Source organism: Egibacter rhizosphaerae (assembly GCF_004322855.1).
In the GTDB taxonomy this organism is placed as follows: Bacteria; Actinomycetota; Nitriliruptoria; order Euzebyales; family Egibacteraceae; genus Egibacter; species Egibacter rhizosphaerae.
The window spans coordinates 4,072,978-4,094,286 of sequence record NZ_CP036402.1 but is presented as its reverse complement, the minus strand read 5'-3'; the positions used below and the strand labels follow the sequence as shown (position 1 = coordinate 4,094,286).

Here is a 21,309-nt window from a genome sequence, read left to right as displayed (position 1 = left end):
GAACGCCGGGCCCGCGCGAGCGCGGGCTCAGCGCACGCGGTCGTCAGATGTTGAACCCCATCGCCCGGAGCTCTTCCTTGGCCTCCGGGCTGATCATGTCGGTCGACCACGGGGGGGTGAAAACGAACTCGACGTCGGCGTCCTCGATGTTCGGCAGCCGGGTGAGCACCAACGTGCACTGCTGGTGGATCAACTCCGTGAGCGGGCAACCCATCGTCGTGAGCGTCATCTTCACGTACGCGCTGCCATCCTCGGCCCACACATCGTAGAGGAGCCCCAGGTCCACGATGTTGATCCCGATCTCGGGGTCCATCACGGCCTTGAGCATCTCACGCATGGCGTCGGGCGTCGGATAGCCGTGCTCGTCCATCTCGACATCGGCGAACGCCTGTGTGGTGCCGCCGCTGCCGGTGTCCATGTCCTCGGTCGGCCAGCCGTCGGTCATCGTCCATCGCTCCCGGATCGGTTTCGGGGGTTCGACGGTGAGTGTCCCATCCCCCGGGCTCGGATATTGGCGGAGCTCATGCGGGCGGAGCGTCCTCGTGCGTGACCTGGACCTGCGCGTCCCCGCTGCGGTAGCTCTCGATGGCGTCTCGCAGCGCCATCCAGCCCAGCAAGGCGCACTTCACCCGCACCGGGTACTGGGCCACTCCCTGGAAGGCGATGCCGTCCTCCAGGTCCTCCTCGCGCTTGAGGCCCTCCCCGTGCATCATCAGCCGGAACGCTTCCGCGAGGTCCTCCGCGTCGGCGAGGTCGCGTTCGAGCACCGCCTCGCTCATCGCCGAGGCGCTGGCCATCGAGATCGAGCAGCCCTCGCCGTCGAATGCGAGGCCGTCGACGCCGTCGTCGTGCACCCGCAGGCGCAGGTCCAACTCGTCGCCGCAGAGCGGGTTCGAGTGGTGCACGTGCACCTGTGAGCCCTCGAGCTCCGGTCCCCGGTTCCGCGGGGACTTGTAGTGATCCAGGATGATCTCGTGGTAGAGGTCGTCCATCTGCTCTCCCCCTCGCGCCCGACGTCGCTAGACGTCGAAGAAGCGCTTCGTGGCCTCGAGCGCGGCGATCAGCGCATCGATCTCGTCCTCGGTGTTGTACAGGTAGAACGACGCCCGCGTGGTCGCCGCCGAGCCGAGCGAGCGGACCAACGGTTTGGCGCAATGATGCCCTGCGCGCACCGCGACCCCCTCACGGTCGACGAGCGTACCGATGTCGTGCGGATGCAGCCCCGCGACGCTGAAGCTGACCGCGGCGCCCCGGCGCTCGGGATCGCGCGGACCGTGGACGGTGACGCCCTCGACCTCCTCGAGCGCCGGCAGGGCGCGTTGCAGCAGCGCCACCTCGTGCGCGCGCACCGCGGACATGCCGATGCGCTCCAGGTACTCGACCGCCGCCCCGAGCCCGATGGCCTCGGCGATCACCGGGGTACCGGCCTCGAACCGGTACGGGATCTCGTTGAACTCCGCTCCCTCGAGGGTGACGTTGGTGATCATCTCGCCGCCCGAGAGGAACGGCGGCATGGGGTCCAGCACCTCGGGGCGTGCCGCCAGCACGCCCACCCCGGTGGGGCCCAGCATCTTGTGACCGCTGAAGCAGAGGAAGTCGGCATCGAGCGCCGATTGGTCGGTCGGCAGGTGCGGCACGCTCTGGGCGCCGTCGACGACCACGACCGCCTCGTCGTTCGCCGCGCGGACCGCGCCCGCGAGCTCCGCCACCGGGTTGATCGTGCCGACCACGTTGCTCATGGCCGTGACCGCGAAGAGCTTCACGCGTCCGCTCGCCACGATCTCGTCGAACCGCTCGCGGTCCAGTTCGCCCTCGTCGGTCACGGGCACGTAGGCGAGCTCGAACCCGGCGTCCTGCGCCGCGAGCTGCCAGGGCACGAGGTTCGCGTGGTGCTCCATCTGGGTCGACAGCAGCACGTCGCCGGGCCCCAACCGCTTCCGGGCCCAGGAGTACGCCACGAGGTTGAACGCCTCCGTCGCGTTCTTGGTGAACACGACGCCCCGGGGATCCGCACCCACGAAGCGCGCGACGGCGTGCCGCGCGCCCTCGAACGCCTCGGTGCTCTCCTCCGCCAGCGCATGGACGCCGCGGTGCACGTTCGAGTTGAAATGCTCGTAGTACCGCGCCATCGCGTCGATCACCGGGCGCGGGGTCTGGGAGGTGGCGGCCGAGTCCAGGTAGACGAGCGGCTTGCCGTGCACCTCCCGGTCGAGCCCCGGGAAGTCCTTGCGCACGGTGCGCGCGTCCAGCCCCGTCGCGGGCGTCACGGTGGGCGCGGCCGCCGGACGGGACCCGTCGTGAGCGGCTCCGGTCATGGGCAACCACCTCGCTCGGATCGGCGGGGACGGCGGGCGACCCCTCTGGCGGGTCCGAGCCGTCGACTCCAGGTTACGCGCTCGCCTTCAGGTGCTCGTAGCCCTTCTCCTCGAGCTCGTCGGCGAGATCGCGACCACCCGACTGCACGATACGCCCCTCGTACATCACGTGAACCTTGTCCGGGGTGATGTACCGGAGAATCCGGGTGTAGTGCGTGATGATCAACGTCCCGAGATCCGGCCCGGAGAGCCGGTTGACGCCCTCGGCGACGATGCGCACCGCGTCGATGTCCAGGCCCGAGTCCGTCTCGTCGAGGACCGCGATCTCGGGCTTCAGCATGGCCATCTGCAGGATCTCGAAGCGCTTCTTCTCGCCGCCGGAGAAACCCTCGTTGATGTTGCGCTGCAGGAACTTCTCGTCCATGCCGATGTCGGCGAACTGCTCCCGCAGCTCCTTCATGAACTGACGCACGGGCACGTCCTCGCCGCGCACGGTCGACACCGACTGGCGCAGGAAGTTCGTGAGGCTGACGCCGGGCACCTCGGTGGGGTACTGCATGGCGAGGAACATGCCGAGGCGGGCGCGCTCGTCGGGCGTCATCGCGGTGACGTCCTCGCCCTTGCACGTGATCGACCCCCCGGTCAGCGCGTAGTTCGGGTGCCCCATGATCGCGTAGGCCAGGGTCGACTTGCCCGAGCCGTTCGGGCCCATCAGCGCGTGGGTCTCACCCTTGTTCACGTCGATGTCGACGCCGTGGAGGATCTCGGTGCCCTCCACCTCGACGGTCAGGTCGCGGATCTCGAGGTCTGCCATCGTGATGTGCTCCTCCGGTGATGTGTGCGGTGGGTGGCTCGTCGGGTCTCGGTTCGGATGCGGCTCGTGGTGCTTTGCGGCTCGTGGCCTCGCGGCTAGTGGCGCGGGGTGGGTGCGTCGTTGCGCTGGTCGGCCAAGTCGACCCACACCGCGCCGTCCTCGACCTTGCAGGCGTAGACGGGGATCGGCTTCATCGCGGGCAGCGAAGAGGGGTCCCCGGTGTCCACGTCGAACGCGGAGCCGTGCAGGGGACACTCGACCTGCCGATCGTCCACCCAGCCCTCGGAGAGCGAGGCCTGCTGGTGACTGCACGTGTCGTGGACCGCCGCGACCGAATCGTCGTCGAACCGCATCACACAGACCGGTTCGGCGAGGTCGGCGCGCAGCGGGACGCCGGGTTCGAGCTCCTCGATCGCCGCCACACGTTCGTACGCCATCACGCAGCCCCCCGCCGCGGGTCCATGAGCGCCGTCGGGGCCTCCTGCAGCTCGCGCTCGATCTCGCCCTGCAGGACCTCGGTCACGCCCGGGATCTCGACGCGCTCGAGCACCTCCGAGAAGAACCCGAAGACGAGCATCCGAGCCGCCACGGGGCGCGGGATGCCCCGCGACTCCATGTAGAACAGCTGGAGCTCGTCGAGCTGACCGACCGACGAATGGTGGCCGCAGCCGACCACGTCGCTCGTGAGGATCTCCAGGAACGGGATCGAGTCGGCCCGCGCCCCGTCGGTCAGGATGAGGTTGCGGTTGGTCTCGTCCGAGGTCGTGGCCTTCGCGTGGGGCTCGATGCGGATGTTGCCGTACCACACCGTGTGCGACTCGCCCTGCAGCGCGCCCTTGTAGACGCTCTCGCTCGTCGTGCGGGCCGCGTCGTGGTGGATCAGGCAGCGGTGCTGGAACGACTGGTCCCCTCCGGCGAAGTAGACCCCGTAGAGCTCCCCGTTCGCACCCTCGCCCGTCATACGTACGTCGGGGCGCAGGTAGACGGTCCCGCCACCGAAGGTCGCCTCGAGGGCCTTGGCCTCCGCGTCGCGGCCGACCCGGGCCCGGTGCCAGCCGACGTGCGCGCAGCCGTCGTCCCACCCCTGGCTGTTCGCGACCCGCACGGCCGCACCCGCCTCGGCCACCACCTCGACCACCTCGACGACGGTGGCGTCGGCTCCGCCCGTACGGTCGATGACGAGGTCCCCGCGCGCGTTGGGGGCGAAATGCGCGAGCAGGCGCGGGAGGTGGGTGCCCGGGCGGGTGAGCTGGATCGTGACGGCGACCGGGCGTTCGAGCTCGACCTCCGGCGGCACGTGGATGAACCCCGCCGCGGTGAAGGCCGCGAGGTTCGCGGCGGTGAAGGCGTCCTCGGCACCGACGGCCGCGCCGAGCTGATCGCGCACGAGCTCGGGATGCTCGCGGGCAGCGGTGGCCAGATCGGTGGCCACCACACCCAGGGCCGCCGCCTCCGGTTCGACGCTCGCGTCGACGACGACACCGTCGACGATGCGCAGACGGGCGCTGTAGCCCTCGAGATGCACGGCGATGCCCTCCGCCCGGACCCCGATGTCGCCGGCCTCGCCGGCCGTCACGAGCTCGCGGTCACGCGGGATGCGCCGCGGGTCGGTGTGTCGCCACTCCTCCACGCGGTTCGTCGGCCACGCGTGATCCGAGAAGTCCTTGTAGGCGGCCTGGCGGGCATCGCGCAGCCACTCGGGCTCGCCTGCGGCCTCGCTCTGGGCCACCACGTCGGCTTCGGTGAGGTCGTTCAGAGTTGCCACGGGCGCGCGCTCCTTGTCTCGGCTGGCTCAGGGGTCGGGTCTGGTCGGGCCGCGGGGGTGAGGCCCCGGCCGTGGGAGCCACCGGCCGTGGGAGCCACGGCCGGCGCGAACACACGGCGGCCGGGCGCCCCGGAGAACCGGTGGGCACCCGGCCACACGGTCGGTCCTAGCCGACCGCACCCTCCATGTTGAGGGACACGAGGCGGTTCAGCTCGACGGCGTACTCCATCGGGAGCTCCTTCGAGATCGGCTCGATGAAGCCCCGCACGATCATCGCGAGCGCCTCAGCCTCATCGATGCCGCGGCTCTGCAGGTAGAAGAGTTGCTCCTCCCCCACCTTCGACACGCTGGCCTCGTGGCCGATCTGCGCGTCCTCCTCGGCGATGTTCATGTAGGGGTACGTGTCGGTCCGGGCCTCCTCGTCGAGCAGGAGGGCGTCGCAGACCGTCGAGTTCTTCACGCGGTTCGCGCCCTCGGAGATCTCCACCTGTCCCCGGTAGCTGGTGCGGCCGGTCCCCTGGGACACCGACTTCGCGACGATGTTCGAGGACGTGTCCGGCGCGTGGTGGTGCATCTTCGCCCCGGAGTCGGTGTGCTGGCCTTCGCCGGCGAACCCGAGGCTGAGCACCTCACCGCGGGCGCCACGGCCCATGAGGTGGACGCTCGGGTACTTCATCGTGACCTTCGAGCCGATGTTGGCGTCCACCCACTCGACGGTCGCGTCCTCGTACGCCGCAGCCCGCTTGGTGACGAGGTTGTAGACGTTGTTCGACCAGTTCTGGATCGTCGTGTACCGCAGCCGCGCGCCGGGCTTGGCGATCAGCTCGACCACCGCGGAGTGCAGCGAGTTCGTGTCGTAGATCGGGGCGGTGCAGCCCTCGACGTAGTGCACGTAGCTGCCCGGCTCGGCGATGATCAGGGTCCGCTCGAACTGGCCCATGTTCTGCTGGTTGATCCGGAAGTAGGCCTGGAGCGGGATGTCCACGTGCACGCCCTCGGGCACGATGATGAACGAGCCGCCCGACCACACCGCGGTGTTCAGGGCCGCGAGCTTGTTGTCGTTGGGCGGGATGACCTTCCCGAAGTGCTCGCGGAAGGTGTCCTCGTACTCGTGCAGCGCGCTGTCGGTGTCGAGGAAGACCACGCCCTGGGCTTCGAGGTCCTCGCGGACCTTGTGGTAGACGACCTCGGACTCGTACTGGGCGGCGACACCGGCGATGAGACGCTGCTTCTCGGCCTCGGGGATGCCCAGCCGGTCGTAGGTCTCCTTGATCTCGGCGGGCAACTCGTCCCAGGTGTTGGCCTGCTCCTCGGTCGAGCGCACGAAGTAGTAGATGTCGTTGAAGTCGATGTCGGAGAGGTCGGCGCCCCAGTTCGGCATCGGTCGACGCTTGAAGTGCTCATAGGCCTTCAAGCGCATGTTGAGCATCCACTCGGGCTCGTCCTTCATCGCGCTGATCTCCCGCACGACGTCCTCGGAGAGCCCCTTCTTCGGCTCGAAGACCGGCGTGACGTCGTCGTGCCACCCGTACGCGTAGTTGCCGAGCTGGAGATCCTCAGCCTTCGTCGCCATCATCCACTCCTGTTGGTTGGTCGGGCGCAGGGGTTCGCGGCCGCCCGCGCTCGTCCTCGTCGTGCGGACTTCGAGCCCGCGTCGGTCAGAAGCGGGCTCTCGAGCCCACGTCGCGTCGGTCGGTCTCGACCCCTGCCGTGACCCGGTCGTTCGGTTCCTCCGGGTCGTGCCGCTCGTGCGGGTCGTCAGGGTCGTTCCGGGTCGGGTCGTCGGCTGCGGGTTCGTCGAGCGGGATCTCGCACACACAGCGACCAGCGCCACCGGCCTGGGTCTGGGTTCGCGCCAGGGGCGCCCCCAGAAGGTCGGCGAACATCTGCTCCTCGGCTCCGCACAGCTGCGGGTACGAGGCAGCCAGCTGCCTGATCGCGCAGTGCTCCTGGGTCAACCGCAGCACGGTGCGGCCACGCTCGTCGGCGGTGCGCTCCACGCGCGCTTCGTACCCGTCGGCGGTGAGCTGCTCGGCGAGGGCCCGGGTCCGGGTCTCGACATCACGGGACTGTACCGCCTCGGCGTACCGGGCTCGCTGACGTTCCCGACGCCACGCGAGAAACCCCTCGAGGCCCTCGTCGGAGCCGAGGAACTCGAGCAGATCGCCCGCGAGCGCCGCCGAGCGGTCGGGGAACAGCCGCTCCCCACGCCCGGTCAGCTGGTAGCGGGTGCCGGGCCGCCCGCGTCCTGACGCGGGCTCCAGGCGACCCTCCACGAGCCCGTCCTGTTCGAGCTCGTGGACGTGACGACGAACCGCGACATCCGACAGATCCAACTCGGCGGCCAGCTCGGCCACCGTGCGAGGGCCGCGGTGCACGAGCCCGACGACTCGCGCTCGGGTCTCCCCGAGCAGGTCGACGAGCGCACCATCGGTCGTGTCCGTCACGGAATTAACAATAGCAGCTGTTCGGAAAATCGACAGCGCGCCGGACCGGACCGCAGGAGCCTACGAGGGGGCCGTCGGCCAGTCCGCCTCGAACCCCGCCTCGAGGGTGCGCAGCAGCTCGGCCCGAGCGATCTCCTCGCGGCGCACGGCCTCGCGCTCCTCGGGTGTCCGCCCGTACGCCCGGGCCACCGCGTCGTTGAGATCGTCGGGGTCCACCGGCTTGGTGAGGTACCCGTCGGCGCCGAGACGGTAGGCGGCGAGGTGATCGAGCTCGTCGGCCAACCCGGTCAGCATCAGGACCGCGGGGCCGGGGCTCCGGCGGGCGCGGATCCGCTCGAGGACGGAGAAGCCGTCCTCGTCCGGCATGAGCACGTCGAGCAGTACGACGTCGACCGGCTCGACGTCCATCCGCGCGAGCGCCGTGGCACCGTCGGATGCCTCGCACACCTCGGCGTCGTCGATGCTCACCGCGACCGCGGCTCGCACCGACACGTCATCATCGACCACCAGGACGCGCACCCTCGCTCCTCGCTCGATCATCCTGATCCTGCCGGCGGCCCGCCGCTCCGCGCTGAACGCGCACCAACGGCGGCTCCACCGGTCTCGTCGGCAGCGAGACCACCGACGTGAGGCCTATCGGCCCCACCGGTCACGAAAAGTCCGCGCCGAGAGGAAGAGGACGCGCAATGGAGCGGTCACTGACGCGCGCGACGGCGGCGACGGACCTCGCCCTGGATCATGTCCGACTGGTGCATGAACTTGCGCAGGCGCTGGTTGAAGTCCTTGTCGACCTTCGACGACGACCGCCGCTGGCCCTCTTCCTCCCAATCCGGGTCCGCCCGCTTGATGGAGAGGTCGATGCGACCATCGTCCTTGATCTGCAGGACCTTGACCTGGACGTCCTCGCCCTCGGTCAGGTACGCGTGGATGTTCTCCACGTAGTCGCGGTGGACTTCTGAAATGTGGACGAGGCCGGTCACGTCGGGACCGAGCTCCACGAACGCGCCGTAGTCGTGCAGGCGGACGACCTTACCGGTGACGATCGATCCAGGCTGTACGGACACCATGCTCCCCTCGTGGCCCGGGGGTTCCGGGCCACCGTCGCGGACACTGACACTTCTGGGCCCCCGCGAGCCTAGCAGGCAGGCACGCGTGGCTCCGCCGGGGGGTCCGGGTAGGGTGTGCGCGCTGCGAGGCCCCCCGCCCGATGCCCGGTCGAGAGGAGCGCCGATGCGCGCCGTGGTCGCCCCCGATGCCGGGGACCCCGAGGCCCTGCGGCTCGAGCACCGACCCGACCCCGTGCCGGGTCCGAGCGACGCCCTGGTCGAGGTCGCCGCGACCGCCGTGAACCGCGCGGACGTGATGCAGCGCCGCGGTCTCTACCCTCCGCCCGAGGGCGCGAGCGACGTGCTGGGCCTCGAGCTGGCGGGCGTGGTCGCACAGGTCGGCGAGGAGGTCCGTGGCGTCGCCGTCGGCGACCACGTGATGGCGGTCGTCGCGTCGGGAGGATACGCCGAGCGCACGGTGGTCCCGGCCTCGACACTGCTGCCGGTGCCCCCCGGCCTCGGCCTCGTCGAGGCCGCGGCGCTGCCCGAGGTGTTCACGACCGCGTGGGACAACCTCCTCGTCCGGGGTGAGTTGGCTCCCGGGGAGACCGTCCTCGTCCACGGTGGCGCGAGCGGGGTCGGCACGGCAGCGATCCAGCTCGCGGTGCGCCACGGCGCCCGCGTGCTCGTGACCGCGTCCAGCGACCACAAGCTCGAGGCGTGCCGACGGCTCGGGGCCGAGACGGGGATCGACTACACCCGTGAGGACTTCACCGAGCGAGCTCGTGAGCTCACCGACGGGATCGGCGTGAACGCGATCCTGGACATGGTGGGCGGCGAGTACCTCGACCGGAACCTGCGTGCCCTCGCCGACGACGGACGGCTGGTGATCATCGGTCTGCAGGGCGGGGCCAACGCCGACCTCGACCTCGCCCGGCTCCTGCGCCGGCGCTTGACCGTCCGGGCGTCGACGCTGCGAGCGCGCTCGGTCGCGGCCAAAGCGCGCCTCGCGGACGCGTTCCGGCGTGAGGTGGCACCCGGCTTCGTCGACGGGTCGTTGCGCCCGGTCATCGACCGCGTGCTACCACTCGACGAGGTGAGTGAGGCGCACCGCGTCATGGAGGCCGGCGAGCACACCGGCAAGATCGTGCTGAAGGTCGGGACACCGGTCGTGGGCGGCTGAGCGCGCCCCTCAGGCGTGAGCCGGCTCCTCGACGTAGACGTGCGTGACGGGCACCTCGAAGCGTCGGCGCGCCCGGCACACGAGGTCGAGCTTCAGCCAGCGGCTGATGCCCGGGGGCAACGTGGAGAGGATGAGCTCGTCGGTGGGCCGCCGGGCCAGCACGGCCCCGATCGCCTCGAGCGGGTCGGGGTCGCCGACCTCGCCGTCGGCCTCGATACCGAGGCCGCGGAACCGCTCCAGCGTCGCGCTGAGGCGCTCACTGGCCCGCTCGTGGCTGGTCGCCTGGTCCTCGACGTCCAGCGGGATCGCCAGCCCCTCGGCACCCAGCACTCCCCCGTACATGGCCCCCGTGCCCAGCACGTCGTCGATCCGCGGTGTGGCCGGGACGAGCACGAAGAAGTCGGCCGGACCACGTGACGCCCGGTCGGTGACGAGGTCCAGCAGCGCCTTCCCACCCAACGTCTGATTCGCCACCACCAGGTAGCGGACCGGGTCGGGGGACGCCCCGCGCTCCTCAGGAGCCGTGGCCGGCGCGGACGAGCCGCGCGATTCGGGAGCCTCGGCCGCGTCGGCGCCCGGCGAACCGCTCGTACCGGCGAGATCGCGTCCCACGGGCGCCTCCTCGGTCGACCGAGATCACGCCGCGGGTGTCGAGCACCCGCGACGACGTCGATCATACCCGGCCGTTGCCGGGGAGCGCACCAGGAGCGCGGATGGCTCGCTGGCCGCTACTTGTAGCGGGAGTGTAGCCCCACACCCTCGACGGTTCGCGTTGGCTCGCGCTAGTTCGCGTAGCCTGCGGGTTCGCGTTCTACACGTTTCTCGTTCTTACCCGTCGAAAGGGGTAGGCAGAAAGCGGGACCACCGCGATATGTAGGGGTTTCGGCGGTAGATGCCAGCGGGTGGCGGGGCCTATGCAAGTCACACCGCAACTGCGACCATGCGCCGATGGCGGGACCAACGGGGGGGACATCATGAGGTGCACGCTCATTCTGGCCAGCGGACTGCTCCTACTTACAGGGGCGGCCTGCGCCCCTGACGAGGATGAGGAAGTCGCTGAGGCCACTAACGGCGACGAGTCGGCGGAGCAAGCCTTCGAGGAAGGCTACGAGGAGGGCTACGAGGACGGCTACGGCGATGCCGAGGAGGAGGCCGAGGAAGCGATCGACACGGCCTACAACGAGGGCTACAGCGACGCCGAGGAGGAGTTCGCCGAACTCCCCGAAGACGACGCTGACGAGGCCGAGGACGACGAGGCGAACGAGGACGGACCGGGACCAAGCGACGACGCCGACGTCTTGGTGGAGGTCCTCGAGTTCTACGAGCCAGATGAGTCCGAACCCATGATCGATCAGGCCAACCAGTTCAACGACCCGCCGCAGGACGGCCACCGGTTCGTGCTGATCCTCGTCGAGGTCACCAACCAGTCCGACGAACCTCTCGACGCGTGGGATCTCATCTTCGAGATCGAGGGCCCGGAAGCGGTCGTATACAACGAGGGCGGCTGCGGAGTGACTCCGGGGCCGGATCTCGCCGACGTCTCGTCGATCTCGACCGGCGGTTCTCAGCAGGGGCACGTCTGTTTTGAGATGCGCGAGGCCGACGCGACCGCGGAAGGCGAGCGAGACTTGAGCGCTGGCATATGGGAGCACGATGGCCGCGTACCCGAATGGGTCGAGTAGAAGCGATCCGCCAGTGAAGGAGGGGCGACGGCTCGGCCGACGAGCAGACCGCTGGGCGGCCGGCAAGGCCACCGGGCCGGGAGGCTCCGGAAGGTGTTTCGAATGAGGCCACGGTGAGCGACCAGGGGCGCAAGAGGAAGCGATGGAGCAAGCCCGCCGAACTGATCTACTGGGGCGCAGGGTTCACGGTCATCGGGGTGATGCTGGTCGGCGCCGGCTTCTCGTGGGGGCTGCTCGTCGCGGTACCGGCCGGAGCGGTGTTGCTCGTCGGCCTGGTCGCGAAGGGCGTCCAGCTCGGCGGCCGCTGACGGCCGACAGCGCCCAAGGGGTGGGATCGCGCTCCCCAAGCGCGGGCGGACACGCACGGTGCCGCTAGCGGAATCGGTGGCGAAGAGCGTCGCCGAGCACCTATGCGTCCACCCCGCTGACCGTGACCAGCTCATCCTTCGTAACGAGGCCGGCAGCCCGATCAACAGGGACGCGTTCAATGACCGGGCATGGCGGCCGGCGGCGCAGTGCCGGGATCACCCCGTCACGCGAGACCGGAATGCACCAGCTCCGATACCACTACGCCAGCGTCCTACTCGACGCAGGGGTGAGCATCCGCGCACTCGCCGACTACCTCGGCCACACCGACCGCGGTTCACCCTGCGGGTGTACACCCACTTGATGCCCGCGAGCGAGGACCGGGCTCGGCAGGCGGTCGATGCGGCGTTCTCATATGGCCCGAGCGTGGCCAAGGAGCACGGCTGATGCGCGCTATCGCTGGTCACGGCCGCGCCGAAGCGCCGTCGGCTACTTGTAGCGGTAGGTGATGCGCCCGCGGGTGAGGTCGTAGGGCGACAGCTCCACGGTGACCCGGTCGCCGGGCAGGATCCTGATGTAGTGCTTGCGCATCTTGCCCGAGATGTGCCCGAGCACCTCGTGGCCGTTGTCCAGCTCGATCTTGAACATCGTGTTGGGCAGCGCCTCGACGACCTCGCCCTCGAGCTCGAGCGCGGCCTCCTTCGTCGAGCCGACACGGGCCTCGCGCTTGGCGCGGGTCTCCGGATCGGCCGACCTGCGCGACGGTGCACGTCCGCTGCGTCGCTTCGCCATGGTGGGTGGCAACCCCTCTCGGTCCTCGGTTGCGGTGTGTCCTGGGAGACGCTTGATGCGTCCGTTTCACGCGCACGCGCCGCCGATCCTGCGTCGGTGCGGGCACGCGAACAGCAGGCGCAGTGCGCCCGCTCGACCGCCATCGTACCCAGTCGCGCCCGCTTCATGGAGGACGGATCCGACGGCTTCCGGTCACGGCTCGGACGAGGGGGCGAGTTCGCCGAGCTCGTCGACCTCGTGGAGTACCCGGGCAGCCGCCTGCACGAGCGGCACGGCGAGCACGCCTCCGGTGCCCTCCCCCAGGCGCAGCTCGAGGTCGAGGAGGGAGGGGAGGCCGAGACGCTCGAGCACGATGCGGGCCCCCGGCTCGTGCGGGCGGTGGCCGGCGAAGAGATGGTCCCGCGAGGCGGGGGCGAGGTCGACGGCCACCAGCGCGGCGGCCAACGAGCTGACCCCGTCCAATACGACGGGGACCCGACGGGCGGCCGCGGCCAGGACGGCGCCGGCCATCGCGGCGTGCTCGAGCCCGCCGACCTCTGCGAGCGCCGCGAGCGGCTCTGCGGGGGCACGCGCCGCGGCCGTCTCGACCAGCGCGACCTTCGCCCGCCACGTCGCCTCGTCGATGCCGGTACCGTGACCGGTCGCCTCCACGGCGGGGACACCGGTCCGGGCCACGATCAACGCCGCCGCCGCGGTGGTGTTCGCGATCCCCATCTCCCCCGGGACCACGAGATCGGCGCCGGCGTCGAGGGCGGCGCGTGTCTCCGCCGCCCCGGCCCGCATGGCGGAGGCCGCCTCGCCGACGGTCAGGGCCGGACCGGTGGACAGGTCCCGCGTCCCCGCCCGCACCGGTGCTCGCCGCACGGCAACGGGCGCACGATCGGGCACCGTGTACGGCGTCGCGACCCCCACGTCCAGCACCCGGACCCGTGCGCCGACGCCTCGGGCGAGCGCGTTGACCGTGGCGCCCCCGGCGCAGATCGTCTCGAGCATGCGCGCGGTGATGGTCTGGGGCCACGGCGTCACCCCGCGAGCATGGACACCGTGATCGGCGGCGGCGACGAGCACGACGGGGCTGAGCGGGATCGGCGGGGGACTGTGCCCGGCGCTCGCGGCGAGCGCGACCCCGAGCGATTCCAGGTCACCCAGGCTGTTCGGCGGCTTGCGCAGCTGCGCGTGTCGGTCGTGCGCGGCCCGCCCCGCCGCCGGATCCCCCCGTGGGACCTCCGCGGCCAGCGCCAGGACGCCATCGGCCGGATCGACCCGATCCACCGCGTCGATGGGGTCGCCGGAGTCGGTGAGGCCGATCGCGCGGCGCTCCGCCTCCCCCGCCACGACCGCGACCACGTCGGGCTCGTCGGACAGTGCCGGTGCCAACTGCTCCGGTGTGTCGACCGAGCGGGTGCGCACCGTGGGCGGGAGGAGGTGACGCACGAGTCCGAGGGTCCCCGGGGTGCCGAGCACGATCGGTCCGGCCGCGAGGCGGCGCAGATCGGACCCGTCCAGCGGGCCGGCGTCGACCGCGACGACACGATCGGGCACGGGGCTTGCGGCATGGGGGTCGGTCACCAACGGTCCTTCTTCGGTCCGGGAGTCGGGGTCATGCCCCGAGGGCGTGCAGGTTCCACGCCGACGCGTGACACGTCAGCACGGCAGCGGTCCCGTGCGGCAGCGCGAACGCGAAGGCACGGTGCAGCGGGAGCCCGAGCGCACACGCGAGGACGCACCGGATGGGCCCCGCATGGGTGACGGCCAGCACGGTACCCCCGGCCCCCGCGTCACCGGGCTCGTTCGCCACGCGCACGGCGAGATCGCGCAAGTGGCGAGCGGCCGCCCAGGCGCGGTCGGCGACCACCGGGAGGGGCTCCGCGGCGGGTGGATCGAACGCAGCATAGGCGACCGGGTCGGCCGTCGCGTCCGCGGGAGCCTCCGCCCACAGCGCGCTCCACGGTCGCCCCTCCCACATCCCGAAGTCCCGTTCGGCGAGCCCGTCGAGCACGCGGGCATCGGCCGCCCACGGCTCGGCGGTCTCCGCGGCACGGCGGGCGGGCGAGCGGGCGACGACGTCGGGCTCGGGCAGGCGCTGCCGGGCGGCCTCGGCCTGCTGGCGGCCCCGCGCACTGAGCGGTGGATCCGCCCGGCGTCCCGCACACCAGGGTTGGTCGGCGGCGGTTGCCACGGTCTCCCCGTGGCGCAGCAGCACCAGGCGCGAACTCACGCGAGCCCTGCCCCGACGAGCCCCGCCACGGCCGCGATCACCGCGACATCCACGAGCAGGTTGATCGCCCCGAGGCCGTCACCGGTGATCCCCCCGAGTCGCGCCCGCAGCAGGCGGCCACCGAGCCACGTCACCGCGACGCCGACCGCGAGCAGCGCCGGTGCCCACCGACCACCGCCGGCGAACGCGGCGAGCAGCGCGAGCACCGCGGCCGCCAGCGCCCCCCGACCCGTCGCCCGGCCGGCGACGTCGCCCGCGCTGCTCGCTCCGGCCGCGGGCAGCCACGCGGCCGCCACCAGGGTCGACGCCCGCCCGAGCACCGCACCGGCGAGCACCGCTCGCGCGAAACCCATCCAGTCCAGACCGGCGAGCAGGGCGATCTTCACGAGCAGGACCCCGACCAGGGCGACCGTGCCGTAGGTGCCCAGACGGCTGTCGCGCATGATCTCGAGACGCTGCTCCGGCGTCCATCCGCCCCACAGCCCGTCGGCGGTGTCGGCCAGACCGTCCTCGTGGAAGGCACCGGTGGCAAGGACCATCGCCAGCATCCCGAGCACGGTGCCGACGAACGGTCCCCACACGGTCTCGCCACCCATGCGCACCGCCACCCCGATCGCGGCGACCGCGACGCCGACGAGCGGGAACGCTCCCATCGCCCGACGCAGGTCCCCCGGCCCGACGGGCACCGCCGGCACCGGCAACCGTGTCAGGAACTGGAACGCGACCGCGGTCAGGCGGACGGTCTCGTGCATCGCACCTCCTTCGACCACCGGGGTCGCGAGCCGACCGCGGCGCGCAGCATGCTACGCGGCCTCGCTTGTCGAGATCCGGTGGGCCCAGTAGGGTCGGTGGCTGCCGCAGTGCACGGGAAGTCCGGTGAGAAACCGGCGCGGTCCTCGCCACTGTGAGCGGGCAGCGCGACGCCAGCGCGCCACTGGACCCTTCGGTCTGGGAAGGCGGCGTCCGCGAGCGATGACCCGCGAGCCAGGAGACCGGCTGCGGCGCCGATCCGGATTCCTCGAGGCAAGGAAGGCACGATCCAGATGGTTCCCTCCGCTCGCCCGCCCCTGTTCCTGCTGTCTGCGCTGCTGCTCGCCCTCGCGGCCTGCGAGGCGGGTGACGACGACACCGCCACCGAAGCTGACGACGAGTCGACAGCCGAGCAGGCGCCCGACGACCCGGACGAGTCGGACGACGCGGACGAGCCGGACGAGCCGGACGAGCCGGACGACGCGGGTGAGGCCGAGGAGCCGGGTGAGGCCGGCGAGGGGGCTGACGAGGCCGAGGACGACGCGGCTGCCGGCAATCCGGCCGAGTGCGTCGACGAGGCGCCCGACGGTGGGGTCTTCGTCGACGAGGCGGACTTCCGGCACGCGGACCACGTCGAGGCGACCTACGAGGACACCCACAAGCTGCTCGAGATCGCCACCCCGCTGGCGGACCAGCCGGAACGGTTCGCGCTCGTGCAGTGCGGCCTCGAGACCCCCGAGCTCGACGACGACGTGCACGTGATCGAGGTCCCGGTCGAGTCCGCCGTCACCCTCACCACGACGAACCTCCCGCACTTCGACGCGCTCGACGCCGTCGACCGGCTCGCCGGGGTCGGCGAGCCCGACTTCGTGGCCACGCCGAGCGTGCGCGACCGGATCGAGGACGGCGAGCTGGAAGGTTACGGCACCGCGGAGGGCGGCCCCGACCTGGAGCGCGTCATTGACCTGGGTCCCGACCTGCTGATCCTCGACGCCTTCGGCGAGGACGCACTCGAACAGGTCCAGCGCCTGACCGAGGCCGGCGTGCCCGCGCTGCTGAACGGCGACTTCGACGAGACGACCCTGCTCGGGCGCGCCGAGTGGGTGAAGGTCACCGGGATGCTGCTCAATCGGGAGGCCGAGGCGGAAGCCGTGTTCGACGAGGTGGCGGCCGGCTACGAGGAGGTGCGCGACCACGCGGCGGACCTCGACGATCGGCCCCTCGTGCTCGCCGACGAGCCCTTCGAGGGGACGTGGTTCGCGGCCGGCGGCGAATCGTTCCTCGCGAACGGCATCAGCGATGCCGGGGGTGAGTACGCCTTCGCCGACGACGACTCCACCGGCTCCCTCGAGTTCGACATCGAGACCGTGCTCGACGAGGGCGGAGACGCCCACGTGTGGATCCAGGCCGGATCGGTCGACGGCACCCTCGACGACCTCCTCGCGGTGGACGAGCGCTTCGCGGAGATCCGCGCCTTCCAGGAGGGAGAGGTCTGGGCCGCCGACGCCCAGGCGACCCCCACCGGCGGCAACGCCCGCTTCGAGGGCGCCTACCTCTACGCCGACGAGTTCCTCGCCGACCTCGCGGCGATCTTCCACCCCGACGAGTTCGACCACGAGCCGGTCTTCTTCGGGCGGGTCGAGGAGTAGTCGTGGCTCCCCGGACCGGAGGGCGCGACGGGACTCCGACCGCCCCGGAGAAGCCACCCGCGAGCGCGAACCCACCCGCGAGCGCGAACCCGCCCGCGAGCGGCCCCGTGGACGCGCCGGCCCCCGGGGAACGTCGAACCGGGCCGGTGCCCGAGGCCGCGGGACCGCCGGGCCGGCCCCGCGTCACCCTCGGCCTCGTCACGCTGGTGGGCATCGTCGTCGGGCTGGCGGCCGCCACCCTGGCCCTCGGCTCGGTCGCGATCCCGCTGCCCGACGTAGTGGCCATCCTGGGCGGCGCCGACCTCGGCTCGGCGACCACGATCGTCGAGCAGGTCCGCGGCCCGCGACTGCTCACGGCCCTCCTGGCGGGTGCCGCGCTGGGGGTCGGTGGGCTCATCATGCAGACCCTGTTCCGCAATCCGCTCGCCGACCCGTTCATCCTCGGCATCAGCGCGGGAGCGAGCCTCGGGGTCGCGCTCGTCGTCCTGCTGGTCGGCACGAGCGGCACGGCGCTCGTCGCCGGCCTGTCGGTCTCCGCGAACCTGGGCGTGGTCGGGGCGGCGGCCGTCGGCGCCGCGGCGGTCACCCTGCTCGTGCTGGCCGCATCCCGGCGGGTCGCGAGCCCGGCGACCGTGCTGATCATCGGCCTCATGGTCGGGTACGCGACCACCGCGATCGTGAGCGTGCTCGTCCACGGGGGGTTCGGCCGGTTCGAGCGCGTCCAGGCCTACATCGCGTGGGGCTTCGGCTCGTTCGCCGGGACCACGTGGAGCGAGCTCGCGGTCCTCGCCCCGGCGGTCGTGGTCGGTCTGGGTCTGGCGGCGTTCGCGGTGAAGCCGCTCAACGCGCTGCTCCTCGGCGACGCGTACGCCGCGACCATGGGCGTGCGCGTGGTCCGCGCACGACGCCAGCTCGTGATCGCCGCGAGCGTCCTGGCGGGCGCGGTCACGGCGTACTGCGGCCCGATCGCCTTCATCGGCATCGCCGCCCCGCATCTCGCGCGCGGGCTCCTGCGCACCAGCGATCACCGCGTGCTCGCGCCCGCGACCGTGCTGGTGGGAGCGGCGATCGCGCTCGCGGCCGGACTGGTCGCGCAGCTGCCGGGCCGTGAGGCCACGCTGCCGCTGAACGCGGTCACGAGCCTCGTCGGGGCCCCGGTCGTGGTGGCGGTGCTGCTGCGGCTGCGGCGCTCGAGCCGGGCGGTGGCGGCGTGATGGGGGCGCGAGTGCCGGTCCCCGCCGGCCGCACGACCGACGACGTGGACCCCGGGGCCGGCGGCGGGGTCGGGACGGCGGTGCCCGCGCTGGAGGCCCACGGTCTCGCGGTCGGCTACGCCGAGCGCAGGCGTGCGCACACGCTGCTGTCGGACCTGGACCTCGGCCTGCGACCTGGACGGCTCGCCTGCCTGCTGGGCCCGAACGGCAGCGGCAAGACCACGCTGCTGCGCACCCTCACCGGGACGCTCGCGCCGCTCGCGGGCACGGTGCGACTGGGCGGCGACGACGTCCGGGGCCTCGATCCCGCCGAGCGCGCACGACGGCTCGGGGTGGTCCTCACCGGGGGTGTCGATGCCGGCCTGCTGCGAGCGGGCGATCTCGTCGCGCTCGGGCGACATCCGCACACCGGGTGGAGCGGGCGACTGCGGACGCAGGACCGGACAGCGGTCCGCTGGGCACTGGCGTCAACCGGCGCCGAGCCCTTGGCGCACCGTCCCGTCAGCGAGCTGTCCGACGGGGAGCGCCAGCGCGTGCTCATCGCTCGTGCCCTGGCCCAGCAGCCGCGAGTCCTGGCCCTCGACGAGCCCACCGCCTTCGTCGACCTCCCACGCCGGGCGGAACTCGCCGACCTGCTCGGCCACCTCGCCCGCGAGTGCGGGCTCGCGGTCCTGATCACCAGCCACGACCTCGACCTCGCCCTGCGGACCGCCGACGACGTCTGGTTGCTCGCACCCTCCGAGCGGCCCGGCGTCCCCGGCACCCTCGAGGTCGGGGCACCCGAGGACCTCGCCCTGCAAGGCTCGATCGCGAGAGCGTTCCTCGGACAGGACGCCGCCGGTGTGCGTTTCGATGACGCGCGCGGCGCGTTCGTCACCGAGAGCCCGACACTGCTCCCCGTGGCCATCCGCGGTACGGGGCCCGCCTTCACGTGGGCCGCCCGCGCGGTGGAGCGGTCCGGCGCGACCATCGACGACGACGCCAACGTCCGGGTGGACGTCGACGCCGGGGGGTGGGCCCTGCGGGTGGATGGCGAGACCGTCGCGAGCGGGGAACGTCTGGGGGGCCTCGCCGAGACCCTGCGCCACCGGTTGCCCGAGGTCGCCGCGCGGGCCGGTCACGGGGGCTGAGGGACCCGCCGCCACCCGTGACGGCAGGAGGTCAGGCGCCACCACGGCAGCCGACGGGGGAACAAGTTACCGAGCGGTAGAGTTACCATGCAGTAGACTTACCGTGGAGTAACATTGGGGCGGCGCCTCGGTGCGCCCGGTGTCGGGGTCACCAGCAGGAGTCCGTGATGAGCCATTACCGCAGCAACCTCCGCGACATCCGGTTCAACCTCTTCGAGGTGCTCGGGACCCAGCGCCATTACGGCGAGGGCCCGTACGCCCAGATGGACACCAACACCGCGCACGCGATCCTCGACGAGGTCGAGCGCCTGGCCCGCACCGAGTTCGCCGCGAGCTTCACCGAGGGTGACCGGACCCCCCTCCAGCTGTCGGAGGGCGAGGTCACGGTCCCCGACGGGATCAACCGCGGCCTCGACGCGTACTTCGCCGGCGGCTGGGAGGGCCTCACCCTGCCCGAGCACCTGGGCGGTTTCGGCGCACCCAAGAGCCTCTCGTGGGCCTCGCAGTCGATGCTGCTGGGCGCGAACCCCGCGGTGTTCATGTACGCGTCCGGCCCGTTCTTCGCGTCGATCACCGACCGGATCTGCACCGACGAGCAGCGCGAGCGCTGGGTGCGCCCCTGGGTCGAGCGCCAGTGGGGCGGGACGATGGTGATGACCGAGCCCGATGCCGGCAGCGACGTCGGCGCGGGCCGCACGAAGGCCGTCGACAACGGCGACGGGACCTGGTCGATCACCGGCGTGAAGCGCTTCATCACCAACGGCGACTTCGACTGGCCCGAGAACATCATGCACCTCGTGCTCGCGCGCCCCGAGGGCCACGGGCCCGGCACGAAGGGATTGTCGCTGTTCCTCGTCCCCAAGTACTGGCTGAACGAGGACGGCAACCTCGGCGAGCGCAACCCGGTCGTGGCCACCGGGCTCGAGGACAAGATGGGCCTCAAGGCGTCCGCCACGTGCGAGCTCACGTTCGACGGAGCCCGCGGCGTGCTCGTGGGCGACGTGCACGACGGCATCCGCCAGATGTTCGAGGTGGTCGAGTACGCGCGGATGATGGTCGGCACGAAGGCCATCGAGACCCTGTCCACCGGTTACCTGAACGCGCTCGACTACGCGCGCCAGCGGGTCCAGGGCGCGGACCTCACCCAGGCCGCGGACAAGACCGCCCCGCGCGTGGAGATCATCCGCCACCCGGACGTGCGACGGATGCTCATGCAGCAGAAGTCCCACGCCGAGGGGCTACGGGCCCTGGTGCTCTACACCGCCTCGATCCAGGACGAGATCGATCGCCTCGAGCAGGCGGGCGACACGGGCAGCGAGGCTCACACGGCCGCCGTCAAGCGCAACGACCTGCTGCTGCCGCTGCTCAAGGGCTACGGCTCCGAGAAGAGCTACGAGCTGCTCAGCCAGTCGCTGCAGGTGCTCGGCGGCTCGGGATACATCCGGGACTACCCGGTCGAGCAGTACATCCGCGATGCGAAGATCGACACCCTCTACGAGGGCACCACCGGCATCCAGGGTCAGGACCTGTTCTTCCGCAAGATCGGCAAAGACCAGGGGCAGACGCTGACCGCGCTGTTGACCGAGATCCAGGAGTTCGCCAAGGGCGACGCGGGCAACGGTGCACTCGAGGCCGAACGCGCGCGGCTGGTCTCCGCGCTCGAGGACGTCCAGCAGACCCTCGGCACGATGGTCGGCTTCCTCGGGCACGAATCGGGACGCGGCGTCTACCTGGTCGGGCTCACCACCACGCCCTTCCTCTTCTCCCTGGCCGAGCTCGTGATCGGGTGGCTGCACCTGCGCCACGCCGAGACCGCCCTCGCCGCGCTCGAGTCCGGGCAGGCGGACGATCGCGACCGCGCGTTCTACGAGGGCAAGGTGTCGAGCGCTCGCTGGTTCGTCCGGGAGGTGCTGCCGCAGCTCGCCGCACGCCGCGAGGTCGCCGCCCACGCCGACCTCGACGTGATGGATCTCGCCGACGAGGCCCTGTAGCTCCCAG

General features: G+C 71.5%; 21 protein-coding genes, 1 pseudogene and 1 riboswitch. Of the genes and pseudogenes, 7 read left to right on the top strand and 15 right to left on the bottom strand.

Annotated features, from left to right (window positions below):
- Window positions 1-43: 43 nt before the first annotated feature.
- The 10 genes from ER308_RS18780 to ER308_RS18735 form a co-directional block, all read right to left on the bottom strand.
- Window positions 44-445 (bottom strand): metal-sulfur cluster assembly factor, encoded by a 402-nt coding sequence (locus ER308_RS18780; protein ID WP_205745732.1) that lies wholly within the window; start codon window positions 443-445, stop codon window positions 44-46.
- 76 nt (window positions 446-521) lie between these two features.
- Window positions 522-992, bottom strand: coding sequence for a Fe-S cluster assembly sulfur transfer protein SufU (gene sufU, locus ER308_RS18775; protein WP_131156401.1), 471 nt, complete (start codon window positions 990-992; stop codon window positions 522-524).
- Window positions 993-1,019: 27 nt separating this feature from the next.
- Window positions 1,020-2,315 (bottom strand): SufS family cysteine desulfurase, encoded by a 1,296-nt coding sequence (locus tag ER308_RS18770; RefSeq protein WP_131156400.1) that lies wholly within the window; start codon window positions 2,313-2,315, stop codon window positions 1,020-1,022.
- 73 nt (window positions 2,316-2,388) lie between these two features.
- Window positions 2,389-3,129, bottom strand: coding sequence for a Fe-S cluster assembly ATPase SufC (sufC, locus tag ER308_RS18765; RefSeq protein ID WP_131156399.1), 741 nt, complete (start codon window positions 3,127-3,129; stop codon window positions 2,389-2,391).
- A gap of 95 nt (window positions 3,130-3,224) precedes the next feature.
- Window positions 3,225-3,566 (bottom strand): non-heme iron oxygenase ferredoxin subunit, encoded by a 342-nt coding sequence (locus ER308_RS18760; protein WP_131156398.1) that lies wholly within the window; start codon window positions 3,564-3,566, stop codon window positions 3,225-3,227.
- Entirely contained in the window at window positions 3,566-4,894 is a 1,329-nt protein-coding gene (locus ER308_RS18755) for a SufB/SufD family protein (RefSeq protein WP_131156397.1), read from the bottom strand. Before ER308_RS18755 ends, ER308_RS18760 begins: the two co-directional genes overlap by 1 nt.
- 166 nt (window positions 4,895-5,060) lie before the next feature.
- On the bottom strand, window positions 5,061-6,470 hold the full coding sequence (gene sufB, locus ER308_RS18750) for a Fe-S cluster assembly protein SufB (RefSeq protein WP_420826179.1): 1,410 nt from the start codon (window positions 6,468-6,470) through the stop codon (window positions 5,061-5,063).
- An 82-nt stretch (window positions 6,471-6,552) separates the two neighbouring features.
- Window positions 6,553-7,341 carry a helix-turn-helix transcriptional regulator gene (locus ER308_RS18745; protein WP_165492250.1) on the bottom strand — a complete coding sequence of 263 codons (789 nt, stop codon included), beginning with the start codon at window positions 7,339-7,341 and terminating at the stop codon, window positions 6,553-6,555.
- Window positions 7,342-7,401: 60 nt separating this feature from the next.
- The gene (locus ER308_RS18740) at window positions 7,402-7,860 is read right to left on the bottom strand and encodes a response regulator transcription factor (RefSeq protein ID WP_165492249.1); all 459 of its coding nucleotides are present in this window, start codon (window positions 7,858-7,860) and stop codon (window positions 7,402-7,404) included.
- A 176-nt stretch (window positions 7,861-8,036) separates the two neighbouring features.
- The gene (locus ER308_RS18735; protein WP_131156393.1) at window positions 8,037-8,408 is read right to left on the bottom strand and encodes a S1 RNA-binding domain-containing protein; all 372 of its coding nucleotides are present in this window, start codon (window positions 8,406-8,408) and stop codon (window positions 8,037-8,039) included.
- 163 nt (window positions 8,409-8,571) lie between these two features.
- Here ER308_RS18735 and ER308_RS18730 point away from each other — a divergent pair, with 163 nt between their 5' ends.
- Complete coding sequence (locus ER308_RS18730) at window positions 8,572-9,570, top strand: NAD(P)H-quinone oxidoreductase (RefSeq protein WP_131156392.1); 999 nt, start codon at window positions 8,572-8,574, stop codon at window positions 9,568-9,570.
- 9 nt (window positions 9,571-9,579) lie between these two features.
- Here ER308_RS18730 and ER308_RS18725 read toward each other — a convergent pair whose 3' ends face one another.
- Window positions 9,580-10,182 (bottom strand): hypothetical protein, encoded by a 603-nt coding sequence (locus ER308_RS18725; protein WP_131156391.1) that lies wholly within the window; start codon window positions 10,180-10,182, stop codon window positions 9,580-9,582.
- 290 nt (window positions 10,183-10,472) lie between these two features.
- Between ER308_RS18725 and ER308_RS18720 the strand changes: the two genes are divergently transcribed.
- Complete coding sequence (locus tag ER308_RS18720; RefSeq protein ID WP_131156390.1) at window positions 10,473-11,252, top strand: hypothetical protein; 780 nt, start codon at window positions 10,473-10,475, stop codon at window positions 11,250-11,252.
- Between the two features lie 113 nt (window positions 11,253-11,365).
- The gene (locus tag ER308_RS18715; RefSeq protein ID WP_131156389.1) at window positions 11,366-11,560 is read left to right on the top strand and encodes a hypothetical protein; all 195 of its coding nucleotides are present in this window, start codon (window positions 11,366-11,368) and stop codon (window positions 11,558-11,560) included.
- A 487-nt stretch (window positions 11,561-12,047) separates the two neighbouring features.
- Here the strand turns inward: ER308_RS18715 and infA are convergent.
- The 4 genes and pseudogenes from infA to ER308_RS18690 all read right to left on the bottom strand — a co-directional run.
- Window positions 12,048-12,260, bottom strand: a pseudogene (gene infA, locus ER308_RS22625) (translation initiation factor IF-1); the annotation flags it as partial.
- Between the two features lie 282 nt (window positions 12,261-12,542).
- A complete protein-coding gene (gene cobT / locus ER308_RS18700; RefSeq protein ID WP_205745731.1) occupies window positions 12,543-13,919 on the bottom strand; it encodes a nicotinate-nucleotide--dimethylbenzimidazole phosphoribosyltransferase in 1,377 nt (458 codons plus the stop codon).
- A gap of 31 nt (window positions 13,920-13,950) precedes the next feature.
- Complete coding sequence (locus tag ER308_RS18695) at window positions 13,951-14,568, bottom strand: histidine phosphatase family protein (protein WP_131156386.1); 618 nt, start codon at window positions 14,566-14,568, stop codon at window positions 13,951-13,953.
- Window positions 14,565-15,320, bottom strand: a complete 756-nt coding sequence (locus ER308_RS18690) for an adenosylcobinamide-GDP ribazoletransferase (RefSeq protein ID WP_131156385.1) — start codon at window positions 15,318-15,320, stop codon at window positions 14,565-14,567. The genes ER308_RS18695 and ER308_RS18690 overlap by 4 nt, the downstream gene beginning before the upstream one ends.
- Before the next feature lie 89 nt (window positions 15,321-15,409).
- Window positions 15,410-15,583, top strand: a riboswitch (cobalamin riboswitch).
- Between the two features lie 28 nt (window positions 15,584-15,611).
- On the opposite strand from ER308_RS18690, the gene ER308_RS18685 reads away from it, so the two are divergent.
- From ER308_RS18685 to ER308_RS18670, 4 genes are all read left to right on the top strand, one after another.
- Entirely contained in the window at window positions 15,612-16,967 is a 1,356-nt protein-coding gene (locus tag ER308_RS18685) for an ABC transporter substrate-binding protein (protein ID WP_131156384.1), read from the top strand.
- Window positions 16,968-16,969: 2 nt separating this feature from the next.
- A complete protein-coding gene (locus tag ER308_RS18680) occupies window positions 16,970-18,181 on the top strand; it encodes a FecCD family ABC transporter permease (protein ID WP_205745730.1) in 1,212 nt (403 codons plus the stop codon).
- Window positions 18,181-19,311, top strand: coding sequence for an ABC transporter ATP-binding protein (locus tag ER308_RS18675; RefSeq protein ID WP_205745729.1), 1,131 nt, complete (start codon window positions 18,181-18,183; stop codon window positions 19,309-19,311). Before ER308_RS18680 ends, ER308_RS18675 begins: the two co-directional genes overlap by 1 nt.
- Before the next feature lie 167 nt (window positions 19,312-19,478).
- A complete protein-coding gene (locus ER308_RS18670; RefSeq protein WP_131156383.1) occupies window positions 19,479-21,302 on the top strand; it encodes an acyl-CoA dehydrogenase in 1,824 nt (607 codons plus the stop codon).
- Window positions 21,303-21,309: the final 7 nt, after the last annotated feature.